The sequence below is a fragment of the Plantactinospora sp. WMMB782 genome, from assembly GCF_049179135.1.
GTDB lineage: Bacteria > Actinomycetota > Actinomycetes > Mycobacteriales > Micromonosporaceae > Plantactinospora.
Map to the genome: position 1 here is coordinate 1,287,511 of NZ_JBMHMC010000007.1, position 20,872 is coordinate 1,308,382.

Annotated in this window: 14 protein-coding genes; 5 read left to right on the plus strand and 9 right to left on the minus strand. The window is 74.7% G+C overall.

Going from position 1 to position 20,872, the window contains the following annotated elements; all coding sequences use genetic code 11:
- Positions 1-138 precede the first annotated feature (138 nt).
- Positions 139-5,232 (plus strand): SCO7613 C-terminal domain-containing membrane protein, encoded by a 5,094-nt coding sequence (locus ACN28A_RS07690; protein ID WP_421393666.1) that lies wholly within the window; start codon positions 139-141, stop codon positions 5,230-5,232.
- Positions 5,233-5,247: 15 nt separating this feature from the next.
- Here ACN28A_RS07690 and purE read toward each other — a convergent pair whose 3' ends face one another.
- The 6 genes from purE to mca form a co-directional block, all read right to left on the minus strand.
- Positions 5,248-5,721, minus strand: a complete 474-nt coding sequence (gene purE, locus ACN28A_RS07695; RefSeq protein ID WP_421404217.1) for a 5-(carboxyamino)imidazole ribonucleotide mutase — start codon at positions 5,719-5,721, stop codon at positions 5,248-5,250.
- A 29-nt stretch (positions 5,722-5,750) separates the two neighbouring features.
- Positions 5,751-6,926 (minus strand): 5-(carboxyamino)imidazole ribonucleotide synthase, encoded by a 1,176-nt coding sequence (locus tag ACN28A_RS07700; RefSeq protein WP_421393667.1) that lies wholly within the window; start codon positions 6,924-6,926, stop codon positions 5,751-5,753.
- A 13-nt stretch (positions 6,927-6,939) separates the two neighbouring features.
- Positions 6,940-8,940, minus strand: a complete 2,001-nt coding sequence (locus ACN28A_RS07705; RefSeq protein WP_421393669.1) for a thioredoxin domain-containing protein — start codon at positions 8,938-8,940, stop codon at positions 6,940-6,942.
- Positions 8,941-9,009: 69 nt separating this feature from the next.
- Positions 9,010-11,766, minus strand: a complete 2,757-nt coding sequence (locus ACN28A_RS07710; protein ID WP_421393670.1) for an EAL domain-containing protein — start codon at positions 11,764-11,766, stop codon at positions 9,010-9,012.
- 185 nt (positions 11,767-11,951) lie between these two features.
- Positions 11,952-12,272: a hypothetical protein gene (locus ACN28A_RS07715; RefSeq protein WP_421393671.1), complete on the minus strand. Its 321-nt coding sequence runs from the start codon at positions 12,270-12,272 to the stop codon at positions 11,952-11,954.
- Positions 12,273-12,328: 56 nt separating this feature from the next.
- Entirely contained in the window at positions 12,329-13,210 is an 882-nt protein-coding gene (gene mca / locus ACN28A_RS07720) for a mycothiol conjugate amidase Mca (RefSeq protein ID WP_421393673.1), read from the minus strand.
- 138 nt (positions 13,211-13,348) lie between these two features.
- Between mca and ACN28A_RS07725 the strand changes: the two genes are divergently transcribed.
- Positions 13,349-13,783 carry a DUF4307 domain-containing protein gene (locus ACN28A_RS07725; protein WP_421393675.1) on the plus strand — a complete coding sequence of 145 codons (435 nt, stop codon included), beginning with the start codon at positions 13,349-13,351 and terminating at the stop codon, positions 13,781-13,783.
- A gap of 181 nt (positions 13,784-13,964) precedes the next feature.
- Entirely contained in the window at positions 13,965-14,462 is a 498-nt protein-coding gene (gene greA / locus ACN28A_RS07730; protein ID WP_107260563.1) for a transcription elongation factor GreA, read from the plus strand.
- A 39-nt stretch (positions 14,463-14,501) separates the two neighbouring features.
- On the opposite strand, the gene ilvA is transcribed toward greA, so the two are convergent.
- Positions 14,502-15,722, minus strand: coding sequence for a threonine ammonia-lyase (ilvA, locus tag ACN28A_RS07735; RefSeq protein ID WP_421393676.1), 1,221 nt, complete (start codon positions 15,720-15,722; stop codon positions 14,502-14,504).
- Positions 15,723-15,876: 154 nt separating this feature from the next.
- Here ilvA and ACN28A_RS07740 point away from each other — a divergent pair, with 154 nt between their 5' ends.
- Positions 15,877-17,724 carry a hypothetical protein gene (locus ACN28A_RS07740; RefSeq protein ID WP_421393677.1) on the plus strand — a complete coding sequence of 616 codons (1,848 nt, stop codon included), beginning with the start codon at positions 15,877-15,879 and terminating at the stop codon, positions 17,722-17,724.
- A 106-nt stretch (positions 17,725-17,830) separates the two neighbouring features.
- Here ACN28A_RS07740 and ACN28A_RS07745 read toward each other — a convergent pair whose 3' ends face one another.
- Positions 17,831-19,231 (minus strand): amidase, encoded by a 1,401-nt coding sequence (locus tag ACN28A_RS07745; RefSeq protein WP_421393679.1) that lies wholly within the window; start codon positions 19,229-19,231, stop codon positions 17,831-17,833.
- A gap of 55 nt (positions 19,232-19,286) precedes the next feature.
- Positions 19,287-20,429 (minus strand): cystathionine gamma-synthase, encoded by a 1,143-nt coding sequence (locus tag ACN28A_RS07750; protein ID WP_421393681.1) that lies wholly within the window; start codon positions 20,427-20,429, stop codon positions 19,287-19,289.
- Positions 20,430-20,452: 23 nt separating this feature from the next.
- Between ACN28A_RS07750 and ACN28A_RS07755 the strand changes: the two genes are divergently transcribed.
- The gene (locus ACN28A_RS07755; protein WP_421393682.1) at positions 20,453-20,866 is read left to right on the plus strand and encodes an HIT family protein; all 414 of its coding nucleotides are present in this window, start codon (positions 20,453-20,455) and stop codon (positions 20,864-20,866) included.
- Positions 20,867-20,872: the final 6 nt, after the last annotated feature.

Consider the following 20,872-nt stretch of genomic DNA (forward strand, 5'->3'; position numbering starts at 1 on the left):
CCGGGCTGCACGGCCGGCCTTTTAGGATTCCCTCAGCCGGGTTTCGCACGCGATCGGGGGCTGTGCAACGCAGACCCCGGGTGGGCATGCTCGGTGTAGGCCCGTGATGCGGCGTCAGCGCCGGCTGGAGGGGGTGCCGTGAGTACGACGTACCAGTGCTCCTCGTGCGGCCGCGAGATCGAGGCTGCGCCGTACTGCCCGAACTGCGGGGCGGAGCAGCTCCAGTGGGCCGACGACGTGGCCCGGATCGAGCGTTCGATCGCCGAGATGAAGATCCGCGAAGCGGCGATCGCCAAGGAGCAGAAGACGATCGCCTCGCAGATGCAGGCGGCGCTCTTCCAGCGGGACATCCTGTCGCACGCGGCCGACCAGCGGCGCAAGCAGAGCACCAAGCCCCGCCGGGTGCTCCGGCGCAAGGCCGGCCGGCGCCCGCCGACCGCCGCGCCGGGCAGCGCGCCGGGCGGGCCGCCGCCCCGGGTGCCCCGCCAGCCCCGCGGCGGCGGCCCGGACCGGATGCCGCCGGTCGCCCCGCCACCGCCGCCACCGCCGCCGCCCGGCGCCGAACCGTCCTGGGACGACGGCAAGGCCCGCCCCGAGGCATCCACCCTCGAGGTGCAGAACATCCTGCTCGGACTCGGGGCACTGCTGCTCGGCGTCGCGGCGGTGGTCTTCGTCGCCGTCGCGCTCAGCTCGTTCGACGATTTCAGCCGGGTGGCGATCCTGGTGCTGGCCACCGCGCTGATGCTGGCCGCACCGCCCCGGGTGGCCCAGCGCGGGCTTGTCGCCACCGCCGAGACCGTCGCGGCGGTCGGGCTGCTGCTGGTGCCGCTGACCGGGTACGCGCTCTGGACCGTCGACCGGTTCGGCGACAGCGGCCTGCCCGGCTCGGTCTTCGCCGGGCTGACCTTCCTGGTCACCACCGTGGTGGCGGCCGGCTACGCCGTGGCGACCGGGCTGAACGCGCCGCGCTACGCCGCCGTACTCGCGGTGCAGCCGATCCTGCCGCTGCTGGCGTACTCCATGGTGACCGGGCCGGCCGGCTGGGCCGTGGTGCTGGTGGCGGTGGCGATCGGCAACCTCTACCTCGCCCGGCTCTTCGGCGACGACGGCCGGCTGACCGGCTGGCCGGCCCGGTTCCGGTTCGGCCCACCGGCCGGTGTGGACGCCCCGCCCGCGCCGCCGCGCCGCAGTGACGGCCGGCCGGGGCGGGCACCGGCCGACCCGACCGACGACTCCGACCGGGACACCGGGTCCGGGCCGGCCGCGACCGGGCCGGACCGGCCGGAGACCTTCCCGGAGGAGGCGGACGCGGTCGTCCAGGCGGACCCGACCCAGGGCGGGCCGGTGAGACGGGTCCGCACCCCGGGCGCCCGCCGGCCGTCCGGCACCCCGGGCACCCGGCCGACGACCAGCACCCCGTGGGTACGCGAACTGGCCTGGACCCTGCACGGGGTCGCCTTCGCCGTCGCCGTGATCTGCGCGGTGATCGCCCTGGTGAACGCCGACACGGTACCGGGCGCGGCCCGGGCCGGCCTGGCCCTGCTGCTCGCCGCCGGGGTCGGCCTGGTCGGCGCGCTGGTACTGCGCCGGCCACCGCTGCCGGACGTCGCGGCCGGGATCCTCACGCTGGCCGTGATCGGTGCCGCGGGCCGGGTCGCCGCGGTGGCCCTGCCGGGACGGGCGCTGGTGGTGATCGCCGCCGTCATCGCGCTCACCGGCCTCGGCGTACGCGCGGTGCCCGAGGCGGCCCGGCGCGGGCCGCAACTCGCCTCCGCCGCCGCCCTGATCGTGATCGGCATCGTGGTGGCCGGCGGCGCGCTGCGGGCCGCCCTGGCCCCGATCCGGGCCGCGCTGCCGGTCTGGGAGGCCGACCTCGCCGAATACCCCGGAGAACTCGCCGCCGGGGTCGGCGACACCTCCTGGCAGCTCGCCGTCACCGCACTGCTGCTCACCATCGCCGCGGTGCTCTCCTCGCCGCCCGAGGTACGCCGCGAGTTCGCCGTGGTCGGCGCCGCGCTGACCGCACTGGCCGCCCCCGCCTCGCTCGGGCTCGGCTGGGGCGCCGCGCCCTGGCCACCGGTGCTGGTAGCCGTCGGCATCGGGCTGGTCGGGCTCACCGCGCAGACCCGACGGGCCGCGCTGACCCACGCGGTCGCCGCCGCCGTGGTCGGTCTCGCCGGGGCGGCCGCCTCGGTGGCCCGGCCCGGCCTGACCGCCGCCGTGCTCTTCGCCCTCGCGCTCGGCGGTGCACTCGTCGCGCTCGCCCCGCTGGCCCGTACCGCACCGCTGGGCAGGTACGCCGGGCTGGTCGGCGACTGGGCTGCCGGCGGAGCCGCGTTCGCCTTTCCCGGCGCGGTGGCGTCCTTCGTCGCCTCGGCGGTACCCGTCGACCCCACCCCGACCGTCCTGTCGACCCGCGAGGCCACCGAGCCGGTACTGGCCGCCAGCTTCCTGGCCGTCTGCGCCGTACTCTGCTACGCGGCGGTCACCCAGGTGGCCCAGCGGCAGATCAGCGGGCCGCTGGCCGTCGGCACCGGCCTCGGTGCGCTGGCCGTCACCGCGGCGGCCTTCGGCGCACCCGGCGCCACCCTGCCGGACACCCTGGTCGGCGGGTTGCTGCTGGTCAGCGCGATCCTGCTGGTGCTGGCGCCGTCGATCGACGCCGGCCGCCGGGCCGACCGGCTGCTCGACGGCTCGGACATCGCCGCCGCGGCGGTCACCGCCGCCCTGGTCGGCACCCTGGCCCGGATCGCCGGCATCCTCGGCGACGGTGCCGAACTGGCCGTCGCCGCCTTCCTCATCCTGGTGGTGGCCGCCGGAATCCGGGCCATGCCGGCCGACTGGCGGCGCGGACCGGTCCTCGGCATCTCGCTCACCGGTGGCATCGTCGCGCTGCTCGCCGGCGCGACGGCGGCCAGCGGCGGGCTCCAGGTGCTGACCACCCCCGGCCGGCTCTGGGAAGCCGACCTCTCGCAGTGGCACGTCAGCCCGGACGGCACCGGCTGGCAGGCCCCGGTCGCGCTGCTCCTGCTGGCCGGCGCCGCCGCGATCGCCCTGCCCCGGCCGTGGGCGTACGACGTCGCCGCGGTCTGCGTCGGACTCGCCACCATCGGCACCCCGGCGGCGTTCGGGCTGCCCTGGTGGTCCCCGATCGTGGTCGGCGGTGCCGTCGCCACCGTCTACGGGGTGAGTTCCGTCGTCGCCACCGACCCCCGGGCCGGGCTGGCCCGGGCCACCGTGGCCGGCGTGGTCGCCCTGCACGCGGTCGGCGCGAGCCTGGTACGGCCGTGGACCACCGCCGCCGCACTCGGCATCGTCGCGCTGATCGGCGCCGTCGTCGCCACCCTCGCCCGGGTCGTCGGCACCCTCTCCGGTCCGGCCGAGGAAACCGACTCCTGGTCGATGCCGCCACAGACCGCGCTTATCGGCGGGATCGCCGCCGGCGGCGGGCTGTTCGCGCTCACCGGAGCGCTCGCCTCGCTCGCCGCCGCGCTGCACCGGCCGGCCGAGGTGGTGGTGCTGGCCACCCTCGCCGGGGCCAGCCTCGGCGTGGCGGTCGTCGGACTGGTCCGCCGGCAGGTTCCGCAGTACCTCCCGTACGCCACGATGGGCATCGTCGGCGGCGCGACCGCGACCTCGGTGGCGGCCCTCTTCACCGGCCTGCCCTGGGGCGTCTACGCCGCCTCGGCCGTACTGCTCGGGGTGCTCGCCGAGCTGGTCCGGGCGGTCACCCCGGCACCCACCCCGCTGCGGGAGCCGATCCGGCGCTGGTCGGTGATGCTCGGCGGTGCACTCCGCCGGCTGCCCGAGCCGGCCCGGGGCGGTCGCTGGTCGGTGAGCCCCGCCGTCGGGGCGATGCTCGCCGCCGCCCTGCCGACCGCGCTGGCGGTGGCCGCACTGGCACCCGCGCTCGTGGTGGCGCTCGTCGAGCCGTACCAGACGCTCACCGGGATCTGGGACGGGCCGCCGGCCGCGCTCACCGACCCCGAGCCGGAGGCCGCCGACCCCGGCAACGTACTCGCCGCGCTGCTGCTGACCATCGCCGCCGGGTTGGCCGCCACCGGGTTCAGCGGCGGCCGGCCGGCCCGGGCGGTGCCGGTGGTACTCCCCGGTGCCGCGATCACCCTGCTGATCGCCCCGATCTCGCTCGGCCTGGGCTGGCCGAACGTCACCCTGGCCGCGCTCGGGGTCTTCACCATCGCGATGCTCGGGCTGGCGCTCACCCCGCCGCCGCCGGACGCCGAGATCGCCCGCTCGCTGCGGCTGACCCGGATCCTGGTCTTCGGCATCGGGCTGGCCGCCGGTGGTGCCGGGCTGGCCGGCGCGCTCGCCACCCGGGAGCTGACCCTGTTCACCCTGGGCGCGGCGGTCGGGGTCGGCGCCGTCGCCGCGCTGGGCGGCCGGACCCAGAACGCCCGCATCCTCGGCTGGCTCTTCGCCTCGGTGATGGCCCAGACCTTCGTCTTCACCGCCGGGCTGGTGTTCGGCCTCGACCCGGCCTGGTCCGCCTTCGGGGTGCTGGCGGTGGGCGCGATCCTGCTGCTGGTCGCCGCGATGCTGCCCCGGCTGCGCCGTCCGGAGGCGATCCGCGAGGCCACCACCGTGGAGTGGAGCGGGTACGCCGCCGCGCTCATCGCCGCCGCGCTCGCCTACGACTCGCCCCGGCACATCGCCGCACTCCTCGCCGCCTGGGGTGCCGTGCTCGGGATGGCCGCCGTACGCCCCTACCGCAGTACCGTCGAGCGGCGCACCCTCTTCTGGTCGGCGGTCGGCTGCGAGGTGGTCGCCTGGTGGCTGCTGATGGCGCTCGCCGACGTGGCACTGCCGGAGGCGTACACGCTCGCCTTCGCCGTGCTGGCCCTGCTGGTCGGCCTGCTGGAGCTGCGGCACCGCACCGACCTGAGCAGCTGGGCGGCGTACGGGCCGGCGCTGGTGGCGGCGTTCCTGCCGACCCTGGTGATCGTGCTGGCCGGCAACGACAGCGCGGTCCGGCAGGTGCTGCTGCTGCTCGGCGGCGTGGCCACGCTGATCTGGGGCTCCTACCGCCGGCAGCAGGCACCGGTGATCATCGGGGCGGTGGTCACCGCACTGGCCGCACTGCGCGCCCTGTTCAGCTTCGGCCCGTGGCTGGTGCTGATCCCGGTCGGCCTGCTGCTGCTGGCGTTCGGTGCCAGCAACGAGAACCGCCGCCGCACCCAGGAACGCCTGCGCGCGGTACGCGGCATGCGCTGACCCGGGCAGCGCGGGCTATCCGCCGAGGCTGGCCCGCAGCTTGGCTTCCTTCTGGGCGACGAGTGCGGCCAGGTCGGCCTGGTAGGCGACCATCCGGTCGCGGAGCGCCTCGTCGGCGGCGGCGAGAATCCGCACCGCCAGCAGGCCGGCGTTGCGGCCGTTGCCGATCGAGACGGTCGCCACCGGGATGCCGGCCGGCATCTGCACGATGGAGAGCAGCGAGTCGAGCCCGTCGAGATGCGCCAGCGGCACCGGCACCCCGATCACCGGCAGCGGGGTGGCCGAGGCCACCATGCCGGGAAGCGCCGCCGCGCCGCCCGCCCCGGCGATGATCACCCGGATGCCCCGCCCGGCGGCGGACTGGGCGTACTCCATCATCTTGACCGGGGTGCGGTGCGCCGAGACCACCCCGACCTCGTAGCCGACGCCGAACTCGGTGAGCGCCTCGGCCGCCGCGCCCATCACCGGCCAGTCCGAGTCGCTGCCCATGATCAGGCCGACCGGCGGCGCAGACTCCGTCACTCGTGTCCCTCCCGTAGCCACCAGGCGGCCCGGACCGCCCGGGCGCGTACCTTCTCCAGGTCGTCGCCGAGCACCGTGACGTGCCCGATCTTCCGGCCGGGCCGGACCTGCTTGCCGTAGAGGTGCACCTTGGCGCCCGGGTCCTCGGCGAAGAGGTGGTGCAGCCGCTCGTCGATCGACATGCCGCCGTCCGGGCCGCCGAGCACGTTGGCCATCACCACCACCGGGGCGGTCAGCGCGGTGTCGCCCATCGGGTAGTCGAGCACCGCCCGCAGGTGCTGCTCGAACTGGGAGGTCCGGGCACCCTCGATCGTCCAGTGCCCCGAGTTGTGCGGGCGCATCGCCAGCTCGTTGACGACGAGCGCCGGCTCGCCGTCCGGGCCGGCCACCTCGAACAGTTCCACCGCCAGCAGGCCGACCACGCCGAGCGCGGTGGCCAGGTCGATGGCGAGCTGCTGGGCCCGCAGCGCCAGATCCTCCGGCAGCCTCGGCGCCGGCGCCAGCACCTCCACGCAGATGCCGTCCCGCTGCACGGTCTCCACCACCGGGTACGCCGCCACCTGGCCGAACGGCGAGCGGGCGACCTGCACCGCCAGCTCCCGGCGCAGCGGCACCCGCTCCTCGACGATCAGCTCGGTGCCGGCCTCCCGCAGCGTGCGGACCAGCTCGGTCGCCTCGGCCGGGCCGGAGACGACCCAGACTCCCCGGCCGTCGTAGCCGCCCCGGGCCGCTTTCAGGACCACCGGCCAGCCCAGTTCGTCGCCGAACTCGACCAGCTCCGCCGGCTCGGCGACCGGCCGCCAGCGCGGCACCGGGGCGGCCAGCTCGGTCAGCCGCTCCCGCATCGCCCGCTTGTCCTGGGCGTGCCGCAGCGCCTCGGCGGGCGGGTAGACCGCCACCCCGGCCTCGGCGAGCGCCCGGACGTGCTCGGTCGGCACGTGCTCGTGGTCGAAGGTGACCACGTCGGCGCCGTCGGCGAAGTCGCGCAACGCGGCGAGGTCGGTGTGCTTGCCGTACCGGACGTCGGCGGCGACGAGCGCGGCACCGTCCTCCGGGGTGAGCGCGAGGACGCGGAGCGACTGGCCGAGGGCGATCGCGGCCTGGTGGGTCATCCGGGCCAGTTGGCCGCCACCCACCATGCCGACAACGGGCAGACCCGTGCGGGAATCCATAGCGCGGGCAAGCCTAACTCCCGGCCACGCCGAGCTGCGCCAGCAGGGCGTCCGGGGAGGTGACCGGGCGGTCGCAGACGAAGCCCCGGCAGACGTAGACGGTCGGGCCGCCGTCGACAAGCGGCCGGTCGGCGAGCAGGGGTACGCCGGGCCGGTCCGGCTCGCCGGCCACCACCACCGCGCCGGGCGGGGCGTGCCGGTGCGCCAGCGCCAGCAGCGGGTCGCCGGCCGGTTCGGCGGTGACCACCGCGATCTCGTACGGGCCGGAGAGCAGCGCCTCGCCGACCGCTGCCGCGTACCCGGTGAACCGGGCGTGCCTGGCGACGATCGGCGCGACGGTCTCCAGGGCCGCCACCGCCGCCTCCCGGAAGCGCACCTGGCCGCCCAGCGCCGAGTACGCCACAAGCGCCGCCGCCACCGCCGACAGTCCGGACGGGGTGGCGTTGTCGGTCGGGTCGGCCGGCCGGCTGACCAGTTGCTCGGCGTCGTCGGCGGTGTCGTAGAAGCCGCCCCGCCCGGTGCCGAACCGGTCCAGGGCGACGTCCAGGAGTTGCCCGGCCAGCTCCAGCCAGCGCCCCTCCCCGGTGAACTGGTGCATCGCGCAGAACGCCTCGGCGACGCAGCCGTAGTCCTCCAGCACCCCGGCCGGCTCGCCCACCTGACCGTCCCGGGAGACCCGGCGCAGCCGCCCGTCGACGAGGTGACGTTCCGCGAGTACCTCGGCGATCCGCACCGCCGCCGTTCCGGCGACCGGGTCGGCGGTGAGGGTGGCGTACTCGACCAGGGCGGTGACGGCGAGCCCGTTCCAGGCCGCCACCACCTTGTCGTCCCGGGCCGGCTGGGGCCGGCGGTCGCGTGCCTCCCGGAGGGCGGCCCGGACCCGCTGCCAGCGTTCCCGGATCTCCGGGTCGGCGTCGTCAACGTCCCGGGCCAGCCGGAGCACGCTGGTGCCGTGTTCGAAGGTGCCCGCGTCGGTGACCGCGAAGAGGTCGGCGGCCCAGCGGCCGTCGTCGTCGCCGAGTGCCTCGACGAGCTGGTCCGGGGTCCAGGCGTAGGTGGCGCCCTCCACCCCGTCGGTGTCGGCGTCGAGCGCCGAGGCCAGCCCGCCGGCCGGGGTGTCCAGGTCGGCCAGCAGGAACGCGACGGTCTCGGCGGCGACCCGGCCGGCGAACGCGTCCCCGGTGAGCCGCCAGAGCTGGGTGTAGACCCGCAGCAGCAGCGCGTTGTCGTAGAGCATCTTCTCGAAGTGCGGCACCGTCCAGTGCCCGTCCACCGAATACCTGGCGAAGCCGCCGGCGAGCTGGTCGTAGATGCCGCCCCGGGCCATCGCCTCGCAGGTGTGCCGGACGATCTCCAGATCCCGGGCCGCACCGGTGCGCTGGTGGTGCCGGAGCAGGAAGAGCAGGTTCATCTGTGGCGGGAACTTGGGCGCGGTGCCGAAGCCACCGTTCGTCTCGTCGTACTCCCGGGCGAGCTGCTCGGCGGCGCCGTCCAGGGTGTCGGCGGTGAGCGGCGCGGTCGGCCCGCCGACGGCCTGCGCGCCGGCCAGTGCCTCGACCACGGCGGCGCCCTGCTGCAACACCGCCTCGCGCTGGTCGGTCCACGCCTGGCTGACCGACTGGAGCAGCCGGACGAAGTTCGCCTTCGGGAAGTAGGTCCCGCAGAAGAACGGGGTACCGTCCGGGGCGGCGAAGACCGTCATCGGCCAGCCGCCCTGCCCGGTCATCGCCTGGGTGGCGGTCATGTAGACCGCGTCGACGTCCGGCCGCTCCTCCCGGTCCACCTTGATCGCCACGAAGTTGTCGTTGACCAGCTTGCCGACGGCCTCGTCCTCGAACGACTCGTGCGCCATCACGTGGCACCAGTGGCAGGCCGCGTAGCCGACCGAGATCAGCACGGGTACGTCCCGGCGCCGGGCCTCGGCGAACGCCTCCGGCGTCCACGGCCACCAGTCGACCGGGTTGTCCTTGTGCTGGAGCAGGTACGGGCTGGTCGCGCCGGCCAGTCGATTCACCCGACGACCATAACCGCTGTGCCGGTACGCCGCTCGGCGCTCGGCCCGCTCGCTCCGCCCCGACCGTGGCTAGGAGGCGCCGTCGGCGCGCAGCGGCAGGATCCGGGCCTGGGCGGAGTCGAGCAGCGAGCGCAGCACCGCGACGATCTTGTCCGACGGCATCGGCCGGAAGAAGTGGTAGCCCTGCGCGGCCGTGCAGCCGAGTTCGGCGAGCGCGGCCCGCTGGTCGGCGGTCTCCACCCCCTCGGCCACCACCCGCAGCCCCAGCTCGCGGCCGAGGTCGACGGTGGTACGCACGATCGCCGCCGCCTCCGCCGACTCCGCCATCTTCATCACGAACGACCTGTCGACCTTCAACTCGTCCACCGAGATCCGGGTCAGGAAGGTCAGCGAGGAGAAGCCGGTGCCGAAGTCGTCCACGGCCAGCTGCACGCCCATGGTGCGCAACGCGGAGAGCACCTCGTCGATGACCTCAAGCTCGCTCATCACCACCGTCTCGGTGATCTCCAACACCAGCCGGCGCGCCGGCACCTTGTGCCGGCGCAGCGACTCGGCCACCTCGGCCGGCAGCCTCGGATCGAGCAGGCTGCGCGCCGACAGGTTGATCGAGATCGGTACGTCGAGACCGTGCCGGGCCCACTCGGCGGCCACCCCGAGCGCCTTGTCCACCACGTACCGGGTGAAGGCGCCGAGCAGTTCGCTGCCCTCGATGGTCCGGACGAAGTCGGCCGGGGTGAGCCGGCCCCGCCGGGGGTGCCGCCAGCGGATCAGCGCCTCCACCCCGGTCGGCTCTCCGGTGCAGAGGTCCACCGCCGGCTGGAGCGCGAGTTCGAGCTGGTCGTCGACGTCGAGCGCCTCGCGCAACTCGGCGAGCAGGGCGAGCTTGTCGGTGCTGGCCGCGTCCCGGGCGCTGTCGTACGACGCGACGCTGCCGCCGCCCTGCTTCGCCTGGTACATCGCGATGTCGGCCCGGCGCAGCAGCTCGGTCATGTCGGCCGTACCCGCACCGGCCACCACCACGCCGACGGAGACCTCGACCGACATCCGCACCCCGGCCACCTCGATCGGGGTGGCGAGCAGCTCGACGATCTCCCTGGCCCGGCGCAGCACGTTCGGCATCGGCGACCGGTCGGTGGACGGTTCGGTGAGTACCGCCGGGGTGGGGATCAGCAGGGCGAACTCGTCACCGCCGAGCCGGCCCAGCAGTTCGCCGGGGCGGACCACTGCGTCCAGCCGGTCGGCCGTCACCTGCAGCAGTTCGTCGCCGGCCGCATGCCCCAGGGTGTCGTTGACCTCCTTGAAGTGGTCGATGTCGAGCAGCAGCAGCGCCACCGGATGGTCGTGGCCGAGCTGGTGCAGCGCGACGTCACCCTTGCTCAGCAACGCCGCCCGGTTGATCAGGTTGGTCAGCGCGTCGTGCACCGCCTCGTACGACGACCGGGCCGTCACCAGCCGGAGCTGGCGGTGCGTCGCCGCGTCGTGCAGCGCCGCCGCCAGCGCGTCCCCGAACGCGGAGAGCGCGTCCTGCTCCCGCTGGCTCGGCGGGGCGGAGCGGGGGAACCGGACCCGAAGTTCGCCGACCGGGGACGCGCCGACGACAAGCGGTCGGGCCAGTTCCTGCTCGGTCCGCCCGGTCACGGCGAGGCCGGGCGGGCTGCCGGCGCGAGCGCCGGTGGGCCCGGTGCCCCGGTCGGCGGCCAGGTCGCCGCCGACCTGACCGGCGGCCAGGTCCAGGCCGAGCCGGCTGGCGAGCGGCGGCCGGCCGTTCCCGGCGGTCGGCGCCCCGGTGGGCCCGGCCGGCTCCGGGTCGGCCCGCTCGGCGGCGGTCAGGTCGCGGTGCACCACCGGCCGGCCCGGCTCGCCCCGGTAGCGCCGCCACCGGCCGTCGCCGCGCCGCACGTCCACCTCGACCCACTCCGCGCCGAACAGCGCCAGCGGGCCGGCCACCCCGGCGGTGGCCACGCCGTGTTCGTCGAGCTGGTTGAGCGCGCCGGTCGCCTCGGCCAGGGCCCGCCAGGCGCGGCGCTCGTCGTCGGCGCGGAGCCGGTGACTGTACGTCTGCTGGAGCAGCCAGAGCACCGGCGGCAGGAAGAGCAGCCAGCGGCTGTCGTACCCGAGCACGGCCACCACGGCCAGCCCGACGAAGACGTTGCCGACGAACATCAGCAGCTTGCCCTGCAGGGCGCGGAGCAGCGCCGGCCAGAGCCGTTCGCCGTGCCGCAGTGCCAGGGCGAGCCCGGCCAGCCAGGCGGAGGCCAGCAGGTAGCTGAGCGAACCGACGGCGAGCGCGGCGATCAGCGGCGGCGACAGTTCGCCGGCGAACCGGGTCCGCAGCGCCTCCGGCACGTTCGTGCCGAGTGATCCGGCGACCGTCAGCGCCACGGTGACGGCCAGCCCGACCGAGAGGGCCGTCGAGGCGGCGGTGTGCACGACGTCCAGCGCCGAGCGCCGGTCCACGAAAATCGTCAGTAGGGTCCAGCCCAGCACCGCGCCGAGCAGGGCGGCGGCCGGCAGCCAGCCGGGGGGCACCAGGGCGAGGCCGATGATGAACGACGCCTCGCCCCAGGTGACGCTGACCCGGCCGGAACCGACCCGCAGGCGCAGCCGGAACAGTTGCGCCACCGCCATCACCGCGACGGCGAGGCCGAACCGGGCCACCGCCGGCAGCGGATCGTCGGCCGACGGACCGGTGGGGAGGAGCAGGCCGGCCACGGCGAGGGCCACCGCGACGGGCAGGACGCTGAAGGTGAGGGCGCGCGCCCGACGGGGTGTCGACGCGATGCCGGCCAGGGCGAGGAAGCGTCCCGGCCGACGCCCCGAGGTCACGGATCGCCGCCGTTCGCCGGCGGCCGCTTCGGGACGTGGCCGTGCTGCCACCGGCGCTGGGCGTCGGGTCTGCTTCTCATCGGCGCCCCCTCCCGCGCACGGTGCGGGGACTTTTGGTCCCCCGGCGGAAGGCTAAGCCAATCCGATTGAGCGCAACAGGGGGCGCCTGGGCGGATTAGCGTGAATCATGGCGCGGACTGGTCGTTCCGGCCCTGCTGGGCGGTATTGGGAGCGCTTCCAGCAGATTCCTCCGGCCCGGACGCCACGCCGGACTTCCCCTCGCCGGCCGACGGCTCGGCCCCCGCCTCGGTGTCCGGCAGGTCGTCCTCGCGCTGGTGCGGGAAGCGGTCCGGCAGCCGGCGCAACCTGGCGTTCATGTTACGGATCAGCAGAACCGTGGCGATGGCGAGTACGGTGATCAGGAACAGACCCATCGGTCCGGCCAGGCCACCGGTCCGGGTGTCACCGAAGTTGTTCTGCGCGAGCACCTGCGCAGCGGTAAGCATGACTGGAAATCCTCCGATGTGCCGGGCTGTCCCTTCACGGTACGCCTATCCCGGGCTCAGCGGACCTGCGCGGTCTCCCGGACCCCGGCGAAGAGGTCCGACTCGGGCAGCGGGCTCTCCACCACCGAGCGGACCAGCTCGAAGTCCTCGGTCGGCCAGGCCTGCTGCTGCAACTCCATCGGCACGTGGAACCAGAAGCCGTCCGGGTCGACCTGGGTGGCGTGCGCCCGCAGCGCGTCGTCGCGAACCGGGAAGTAGTCGGAGCACGGCACCCGGGTGGTGATCCGCGGCCCCTTGTCCGGCCGGTCCTCCCAGCGCTCCAGCCACTCCGCGTACGGCGACTCGGCGCCCCGGGCGAGCATCGCCTCGTGCAGCGCCATGATCTTGGCCTTGGAGAAGCCGATGTCGTAGTAGAGCTTCAACGGCTGCCACGGCGCACCCAGCTCGGGGAAGCGCTCCGGGTCGCCGGCCGCGTCGAACGCCGCCACGCTCACCTTGTGGCACATGATGTGGTCGGGGTGCGGGTAGCCGCCGTCCTCGTCGTAGGTGGTGACGACGTGCGGCCGGAACTCGCGCATCAGCTTGACCAGTGGCGCCGCCGCGACCTCGACGTCCTGGAGCGCGAAGCAGCCCTCCGGCAGCGGGGGCAGGGGGTCGCCCTCCGGCAGCCCCGAGTCGACGAAGCCGAGCCAGGCCTGCTCGATGCCGAGGATCGCCCGGGCGGCGTCCATCTCGGCCCGGCGGATCTCGGCGATGTTCGCCCAGACGTCCGGCCGGTCCAACTTCGGGTTCAGGACGCTGCCCCGCTCGCCGCCCGTGCAGGTGACGACGAGGACCTGCACGCCTTCGGCGACGTATTTCGCCATGGTCGCCGCGCCCTTGCTCGACTCGTCGTCGGGATGGGCGTGCACGGCCATCAGCCGTAGCTGCTCTGCCAACTCAGGTGCTCCCTCGTGATGCCCGGGCCGGGCTCGGCCCCCGGTCCCCCTCCAGGCGCCCGTCCCTCGTCTACTGCGAGAATGGGCGTACCCATTCTTGCCGATGCCACCGACAACAGTCCCAGGAGATACCCGCCGGTGCCCGAGACGCCCGCCACACCCGTACCCTCCGCCCCGGTGTTCCCACCCGGCCGGTACGGTCGGCGCCGTACGCACCGGCACCGCCGGCCCTGGGTCCCGGCGCTGCTCGCGGCGGCCCTGCTGGCGGTGACGGTGGCCGCCTCCTACCGCCTCTACCGGCAGTACGGCGACCCGAACTACGACGCCCAGGTGATCACCTACACCGAGATCACCGACAGCCAGCTGGTGCTCGACTTCCGGGTGACCGTTCCGGCGGGCGGCTCGGCGGTCTGCGTGTTGCGGGCCCGCGCCAGGGACGGCGCCGAGGTCGCCCGCGAGGAAATGCGGGTCGACGCCGAGCCGGGGCAGCGGCACCTGACGGTCCGGCACCGGCTGGCCACCACGGCCCGGCCGATGCTCGGCGAGGTGCTCCGCTGCCGCCCGGCCGACTGAGCTTTTCGTCCCGCTGCCGCCCGGCCGGCCGGACGCGCCCTGCTCCCCCGGGGTCGGCTCCCCGGCGGCCCGAGAAATCCCGTCGGCAGCTGTACAGCGGTAAATGACGTGGCGTCCGGTGTGTAGCGCACTGGTAACTTGGTAATTCGTCCCTGTCCACGACTACCCGAGGAGATCGTCTGTGTCCACGACCGACCGCGAGGCAGCCACCTGGCTGTCCCAGGAGGCCTACGACCGGCTGCAGGCGGAGCTCAACGAGCTGATCGCCGGACGGCCGGCGATCGCCGCCGAGATCAACGCCCGGCGAGAAGAGGGTGACCTCAGGGAGAACGGCGGTTACCACGCCGCCCGGGAGGAGCAGGGCAAACAGGAATTCCGGATCCGTCAACTACAGGAACTGCTCCGTACCGCCCAGGTGGGCGAGGCGCCGGCCGCCGACGTGGTGGCACCGGGCTGCGTCGTCACGATCCACTTCGACGACGACACCGACGACACCGAGACCTTCCTGCTGGGGTCTCGGGAGATCGCCGCCACCACCGACCTGACCGTCTACAGCCCGGAGTCCGCGCTCGGCAAGTCCATCCTCGGCGCCCGCCCCGGCCAGACCGTCACGTACACGGCGCCCAGCGGGGCGGAGATAAAGGTGACGGTGGTCCGGTTCGAGGCGTACGGCGGCTGACCAGGAGGCGACCGGCGACGACGTTGCAGCCCGGCCGGCTCAGCCCGGCTGGGCGACGTCGACCTGGTAGCCGCAGCCCCGCAACGCACTGATCAGCCGGTCGGAGTGCTCGGCCCCCCGGGTCTCCACCGAGAGTGCCACCTCCACCTCGCCGAGCCGCAGGTGCGGGTTCTGCCGCTGGTGCACGACGTCGACGACGTTGCCCCGGTGCTCGCCGATCAGGCCCAGCAGCGACGCCAACTGGCCGGGACGGTCCGCGCAGCGCACGGTGATCCGCAGGAACCGGCCCGCCGAGGCGAGCCCGTGCTCGATCACCCGCAGCATCAGCAGCGGGTCGATGTTGCCGCCGGAGAGCACCGCCACCACCGGCGGCTCGACCCGCACCGCGCCGGACATCAGCGCCGCCACCCCGGCGGCACCGGCCGGCTCCACCACCTGCTTGCCGCGCTCCAGCAGCATCAGCAGGGCCCGGGAGATGTCCTCGTCCGGCACCGTCACGATCTCGTCGACCAGCTTGCTGACGTGCGCGAAGGTGACCTCGCCGGGGCGGCCCACCGCGATGCCGTCGGCGATGGTGGCGAAGGCGGGCAGGCGTACCGGCTCACCGGCCCGCAGCGAGGCGGGGAAGGCGGCGGCGCCGGCGGCCTGCACCCCGACCACCCGTACCTCCGGGCGGAGCGCCTTGGCGGCCACCGCGATCCCGGAGACCAAGCCCCCGCCGCCGACCCCGGCGACGATGGTCCGCACCTCCGGACACTGTTCCAGGATCTCCAGCGCCACCGTGCCCTGCCCGGCGATCACGTCCGGGTGGTCGAACGGGTGGATGAAGACCGCCCCGGTGCGGTCGGCGAAGTCCTCCGCCGCCACCAGCGACTCGTCCACGGTGTTGCCGACCAGTTCCACCCGGGCGCCGTACCCCTTGGTGGCCGCCACCTTCGGCAGCGGCGCGCCCACCGGCATGAAGACGGTGGCGGCGGCGCCGAGCAGCCCGGCGGCGAGCGCGACCCCCTGGGCGTGGTTGCCGGCGCTGGCCGCCACCACCCCCCGGTCCCGCTCCGCCGCCGAGAGCCGGGCGATCCGCACGTACGCGCCACGGACCTTGTACGACCCGGCCCGCTGCACGTGCTCGCACTTGAGCCAGACCGGTCCGCCCAGGGCGGCGGAGAGCGGCCGGGACGGCTCCAGCGGAGTGGTCCGGACGACCCCGGCGAGCAGCTCGCGCGCGGCGGTCACCTCGGCGAGTCCTACCAGCTCCGTCATGTCCCAGATCGTCGCATCCCGGCCCGGCCGCACTCGACCCGGCGCTGCCGGCGTGCCCGAGGTCACCCGGCACCGGATTGCCGGGCCGTTCTATCCTCCGCTCGGGCCGTTGCCCGATCCTCCAGCCGCCGCAGCACGGGAACGGAGCCTGACGATGTCTGCCGGCACCGAGCCGACCCCTGCGGGCGCATCGTTGCCCGACGGGCCGCCGCCACCGCTGCCCTGGCGGGACGTGGTCCGACTCAGGCTGACCGCCGAGCCGGAGAGCCGGCCGGAGTGGCTGGTCCGGTACGCCCGCTGGCTCGCCCTCGGCGCCGGCCTGCTGCTCTGCGGCGTGTTACTTGCCGTCCTGCCGGCCGCGCCCTGCACGGCGGCGGACCCCTGCGGCCCGGACCGGGCCGGCAACGTCGTCGTCGGGCTGATCGCCAGCCTCCCGCTGCTCGCCCTCGTCCGGCTGGAGTTCGCCTCGGCGGTGACCGCCGCGACGGTGCCCGCCGCCCTCGGCTACGAGCTGACCCAGGCCGACCACCTGCCGGTCTGGTTCTATCCGCTGCTCGTCGGCTACGCGGTCGGCTGCGGGCTGCTCGCCCGGCTTACCCGCCCGCCCCGGCGGCACCGGGCGGCCCTGCGCGACTGGCACCGCCGGGCCCGCCAGGCGAGGCCACCCCGGCCGGCCCGGCCGCCCCGCCTCCCACTGGGCTCCATGGTCGCCGGCACGGTGCTGCTCACCGTCGCGCTGGCCCTCGCCACCTGGAGCGGCGTGCGGCAGAGCGAGGTCGACGACCAGCAGCGCCGGGCCGAGGTGGTCACCGCCACCGTGCTCTCCCACCCGTCCTGGGGAGAACTCCAACTCGGTTTCCCGGACGGCCGGCCAGGTCGACGGCTACCGGTCTACCAGTCGGCCGACTATCCGGTCGGTTCCACCGTCGAGGTCGCGCTGGACGACGCCGGCCTGCGGCAACTCGTCAGCGAGCCGTACGACCTGACGCCGGTGCTGGCCCTGGTGACGATCCTCGCCCTGCTCGGGTTCGGCGTCGGTGCCCGGTCCGCCGGCCGGGTACTCGCCGGCCGCCGGTTCTTCCGGCGACCGCAGCCGCTGCACACGGTCACCGTGCACCAGGGCGTCGACCGGGTGTACGTCTACGCGGGCGCCGGCCCGGACGTACTCCCACTTGCCGAGATCGGGGTACGGGAGCCGCTGGTACCGACCGCCGGCCGCGAGCCTCGACCCGCGGTACTGCACGGTGTGCCCGTACCCGGGCAGTGGGCCACGGTGACCGTCGACGGCCGTACCCTATCGCCGGTCGGCCCGGTCCTGCTGCCCGCGCCGACCGCACCCTGGCTGACCCTGGACCGTCGCGGTGCGCTCCGGCCGGCTCCGGTGCCGCCGCTCCGGCCCGGCCCGGCCCCGGCGGAGGCCGACGACCGGCTGCGGTGGCCGACGCCGGGCCTGGCCGGCACGGGCCTGTTCGTGCTGCTCGTCCTCGGCGCGATCGTCGCCGGGATCGCGTCGCGCGAACCGCTGCTGCGCCAGTTGGTCGCCGTGGCCTGCACGGACGGCGGTTGCTCGCCGGCTGCCCTGGCGACGGTCGGCTGGGCGGTGGTCGGGCTGCCGCTGATCGTGCTCGGAGTGGTGTACGCCGTCCTGCCGCCCAGCAGCCGGCTGGCGCTGGGGATCGCGGCCGGCGCCGTGACGGTAATGGCCGCCGGGCTCGCGGTGGTTTTCCCGGAGGAGGGGCACAAACTGCCCGAGGCACCTGCCGAACTGCGCATGCTCTATCCGGGCGCCCTCTGCGCGATCGGCGCGCTGCTGCTCGGCCGGTCCGCCCACAAGGGCGGCAGGGCCGGCGGGTCGGACCGGGTGGATCGGGTCGGCCGGGGCGGGGTGGCCGACTGGTTCGAGCGCACCAGGAACAGCGGACTGTTGCCACTGACCGCCGCCGCCGTACTCCAACCGCCGGCCCTGCTCGTCGCGGTCCTGCTAGCCCAGACCAACTCCTGACCGGCCAGCAGACGCCGGCCAACAGACGCCGTCGACAGACGCCGGCCAACAGACGCCGTCGACAGACGCCGGCCGACAGGTCGACAGGTCGGATGCGCGGAGTGGGTCAGCCGGCGGGGGTCGGCACCCTGGGCCAGTTCGGGGCGTGCCGGCGCCACGGGCCGGTCAGCTCGAACTGCCCGGCCACCCCGAGCAGCAGCAGCTCCGAGCCGGGCGGCCCGACCAGTTGCACCCCGACCGGCAGCCCGTCCGGGCGCAGCCCGACCGGTACGACAAGCGACGGCAGTCCGGCCAGGTTCCACGGCCCGGCGTACGGGGCGTACCGGATGCAGGTCAGCAGGTTCGCCCGCCACGGGCGGGACGCCCAACCGCCGGCCGGCGGCGGGGCGCTGGCCAGGGCCGGGGTGAGCAGCAGGTCGACCGAGTGGTCGCCGAAGAAGCCGATGCTCCGCTCCCGCCACCTGGTGCGGTCCTGCTCGCGTACCAGGCCACGGCGCAGCGCCCACCTGCCGAGGGCGGCGTGCCGCCGGCTGCGCGGTTGCAGGGTGGCCGGATCGAGACCGGCCGCCTCGATCTCGTTCGCCGCCGACGCCAGCCAGGTGGCGATGCCGCGCAGCCCCAGCGAGGTCGGATAGACCGGGTCGACCGAGACGGTGTCGTGTCCGGCCACCGTCAGCAGCTTCGCGGCGGCGGCCACCGCGTCCCGGTTGGGCTGGTCCGGGCGTACCCCGGCCACCGGCGACCGGAGCGAGACGGCGACCCGCAGCCGCTGCGGAGGTGTCAGCTTGTCCGGCCGGCGTCCGGCGAGCACCGCGAAGCCGACCGCGGCGTCCGCCACGGTGGTCGCCAGGATGCCCTGCTCGGCGAGGCCGTACCAGTCGTTCGCGCCGAGCTGGCACGGCACCACCCCGCGGCCCGGCTTGAGCCCGACCAGGCCGCAGCAGGCGGCCGGGATCCGGATCGAACCGAGCCCGTCGTTGCCGTGCGCGATCGGCACCATGCCGGAGGCCACCGCCGCCGCCGCACCACCGGAGGAGCCGCCCGGGGTGCGGTCGAGCGCCCACGGGTTGCGGGTCGTCACCGTCTCGTCGTCGGTGAACCCGAACAGCCCCAGTTCCGGCATCCGGGTCACCCCGACGATCACCGCTCCGGCGCCGCGCAACCGCCGGACCACCTCGTGGTCGTCCTCGGCGACCGGGGTACGCGCCGCCGCCGACCCGTTCCAGGTCGGCAGCCCGGCCACGGCGGTGTTCTCCTTGACCGCCACCGGCACCCCGGCCAGCGGCAGGTTCGCCAGGTCGTCCTGCTCGTCGACCTTCTCCGCCTCGACGATCGCCTCACCGCCCCGCACCACCCGGAACGCGGACAGCTCACGGTCGGTCCGGTCGATGTGGTCGAGGTGGTCCGCCACCACCTGGGTGGCGGAGGCGTCCCCGCGACGGACGGCCCGGGCGATCTGCTTCGCGGTCGCGCCCACCCAGTTCGGCGTGATGTCCTGCACGGCCACCTCCCCATCGGCTTGTCCGCGGCGCCGTCCGGGCGGCCAGCCGGCCGGACGGCGGTCAGCCGAGCGCCTGCTCCAGGTCTGCGAGTAGGTCGTCGGCGGTCTCGATGCCGACAGACAGTCGCACGAGATCGGCGGGAACTTCAAGCGGCGAGCCGGCAGCACTTGCGTGTGTCATCCGGCCCGGGTGTTCGATCAGCGACTCGACCCCGCCCAGCGACTCGGCGAGGACGAAGAGTTTCGCCCGGTCGCAGATCCGTACGGCGTGCTCCTCACCGCCGGCCGCCCGGAAGGAGATCATTCCGCCGAACCGGCGCATCTGCTTCGCCGCGACCTCGTGCCCGGGGTGCTCCGGCAGGCCGGGATAGAGCACCTGGGCCACCGCCCGGTGCCCGGCGAGGTAGTCGGCGATCCGCTCGGCGTTGTCGCAGTGCCGGTCCATCCGTACCCCGAGGGTCTTCACCCCGCGCAGCGTCAACCAGGCGTCGAACGGCCCGTTCACCGCCCCCATCGCGTTCTGGTGGTAGCGCAGTTCCTCGCCGAGCGCGGCACTGGCCGCGACGAGGGCGCCGCCGACGACGTCGGAGTGCCCGCCGACGTACTTGGTGGTGGAGTGCACCACCACGTCCGCGCCGAGCGCGATCGGCTGCTGTAGGTACGGCGAGGCGAACGTGTTGTCGACCACGAGCAGCGCGTCGACGTCACTTGCCAGTCCGGCGAGCCCGGCGATGTCGGCGATCCCGAGCAGCGGATTGGTGGGGGTCTCCACCCAGATCACCCTGGTCCGGCCGGGGCGGACCGCCGCACGTACCGCGTCGACGTCGGAGATCCGGGCCGCCGTCCAGGTCAGCCCCCAGCGCTCGGCGACCCGGGCGAAGAGCCGGAACGTGCCCCCGTACGCGTCGTCCGGGATCACCACGTGGTCACCGGGCCGGCAGACCGTACGCAGCAGGGTGTCCTCGGCGGCCAGCCCGCTGGCGAAGGTCAGCCCGACCGGGCCGCCCTCCAGCGCGGCGAGGCAGTCCTGCAACGCGTCCCGGGTCGGGTTCGCCGACCTGCTGTACTCGTAGCCGAGCCGGGGTGCGCCGACGGCGTCCTGCGCGTAGGTGCTGGTCTGGTATATCGGTGGCACCACCGCCCCGGTCCGGGGCTCCGGCTCCTGGCCGGCGTGGATGGCGAGTGTCTCGAAGCCGTGACTCATTTGCAGAAGGCTAGCCTGCCGTGGTGGCGGCTTGCGTGTTCTGCGGGATCGTGGCGGGTGCGGCGGCGTTCCGGGTGCTGGACAGCCCGGACGGGGTGGCCTTCCTCGACGTACGGCCGGTGTTCCGGGGGCATGTGCTGGTGGTGCCCCGAGAACACGTGGAGACTCTCGGTGACCTGCCGGAAAGGGCGTTGCCCGGCTACTTCCGGCTGGTCCGGCGACTCGCGCTCGCCGTCGAGGCCGGCCTCGGTGCCGGCGGCACGTTCGTGGCGATGAACAACCGGGTGTCCCAGTCCGTCCCGCACCTGCACACCCACGTCGTACCCCGGACGAAGGGTGACGGGCTGCGCGGCTTCTTCTGGCCGCGCACGAAGTACGCCTCGGACGAGGAGGCCACCTGGTACGCCGACCGGATCGCCGCCGCACTCGACGGGTGACCGCCT

What these genes read in the sequence shown, in the direction of transcription:
- purE (WP_421404217.1), bottom strand. Translation starts at nt 5,721, where the DNA reads ATGGGCAGCGACTCGGACTGGCCGGTGATGGGCGCGGCGGCCGAGGCG.
- ACN28A_RS07700 (WP_421393667.1), bottom strand. Translation starts at nt 6,926, where the DNA reads ATGGATTCCCGCACGGGTCTGCCCGTTGTCGGCATGGTGGGTGGCGGC.
- ACN28A_RS07715 (WP_421393671.1), bottom strand. Translation starts at nt 12,272, where the DNA reads ATGCTTACCGCTGCGCAGGTGCTCGCGCAGAACAACTTCGGTGACACC.
- ilvA (WP_421393676.1), bottom strand. Translation starts at nt 15,722, where the DNA reads ATGACGGAGCTGGTAGGACTCGCCGAGGTGACCGCCGCGCGCGAGCTG.
- ACN28A_RS07740 (WP_421393677.1), top strand. Translation starts at nt 15,877, where the DNA reads ATGTCTGCCGGCACCGAGCCGACCCCTGCGGGCGCATCGTTGCCCGAC.
- ACN28A_RS07750 (WP_421393681.1), bottom strand. Translation starts at nt 20,429, where the DNA reads ATGAGTCACGGCTTCGAGACACTCGCCATCCACGCCGGCCAGGAGCCG.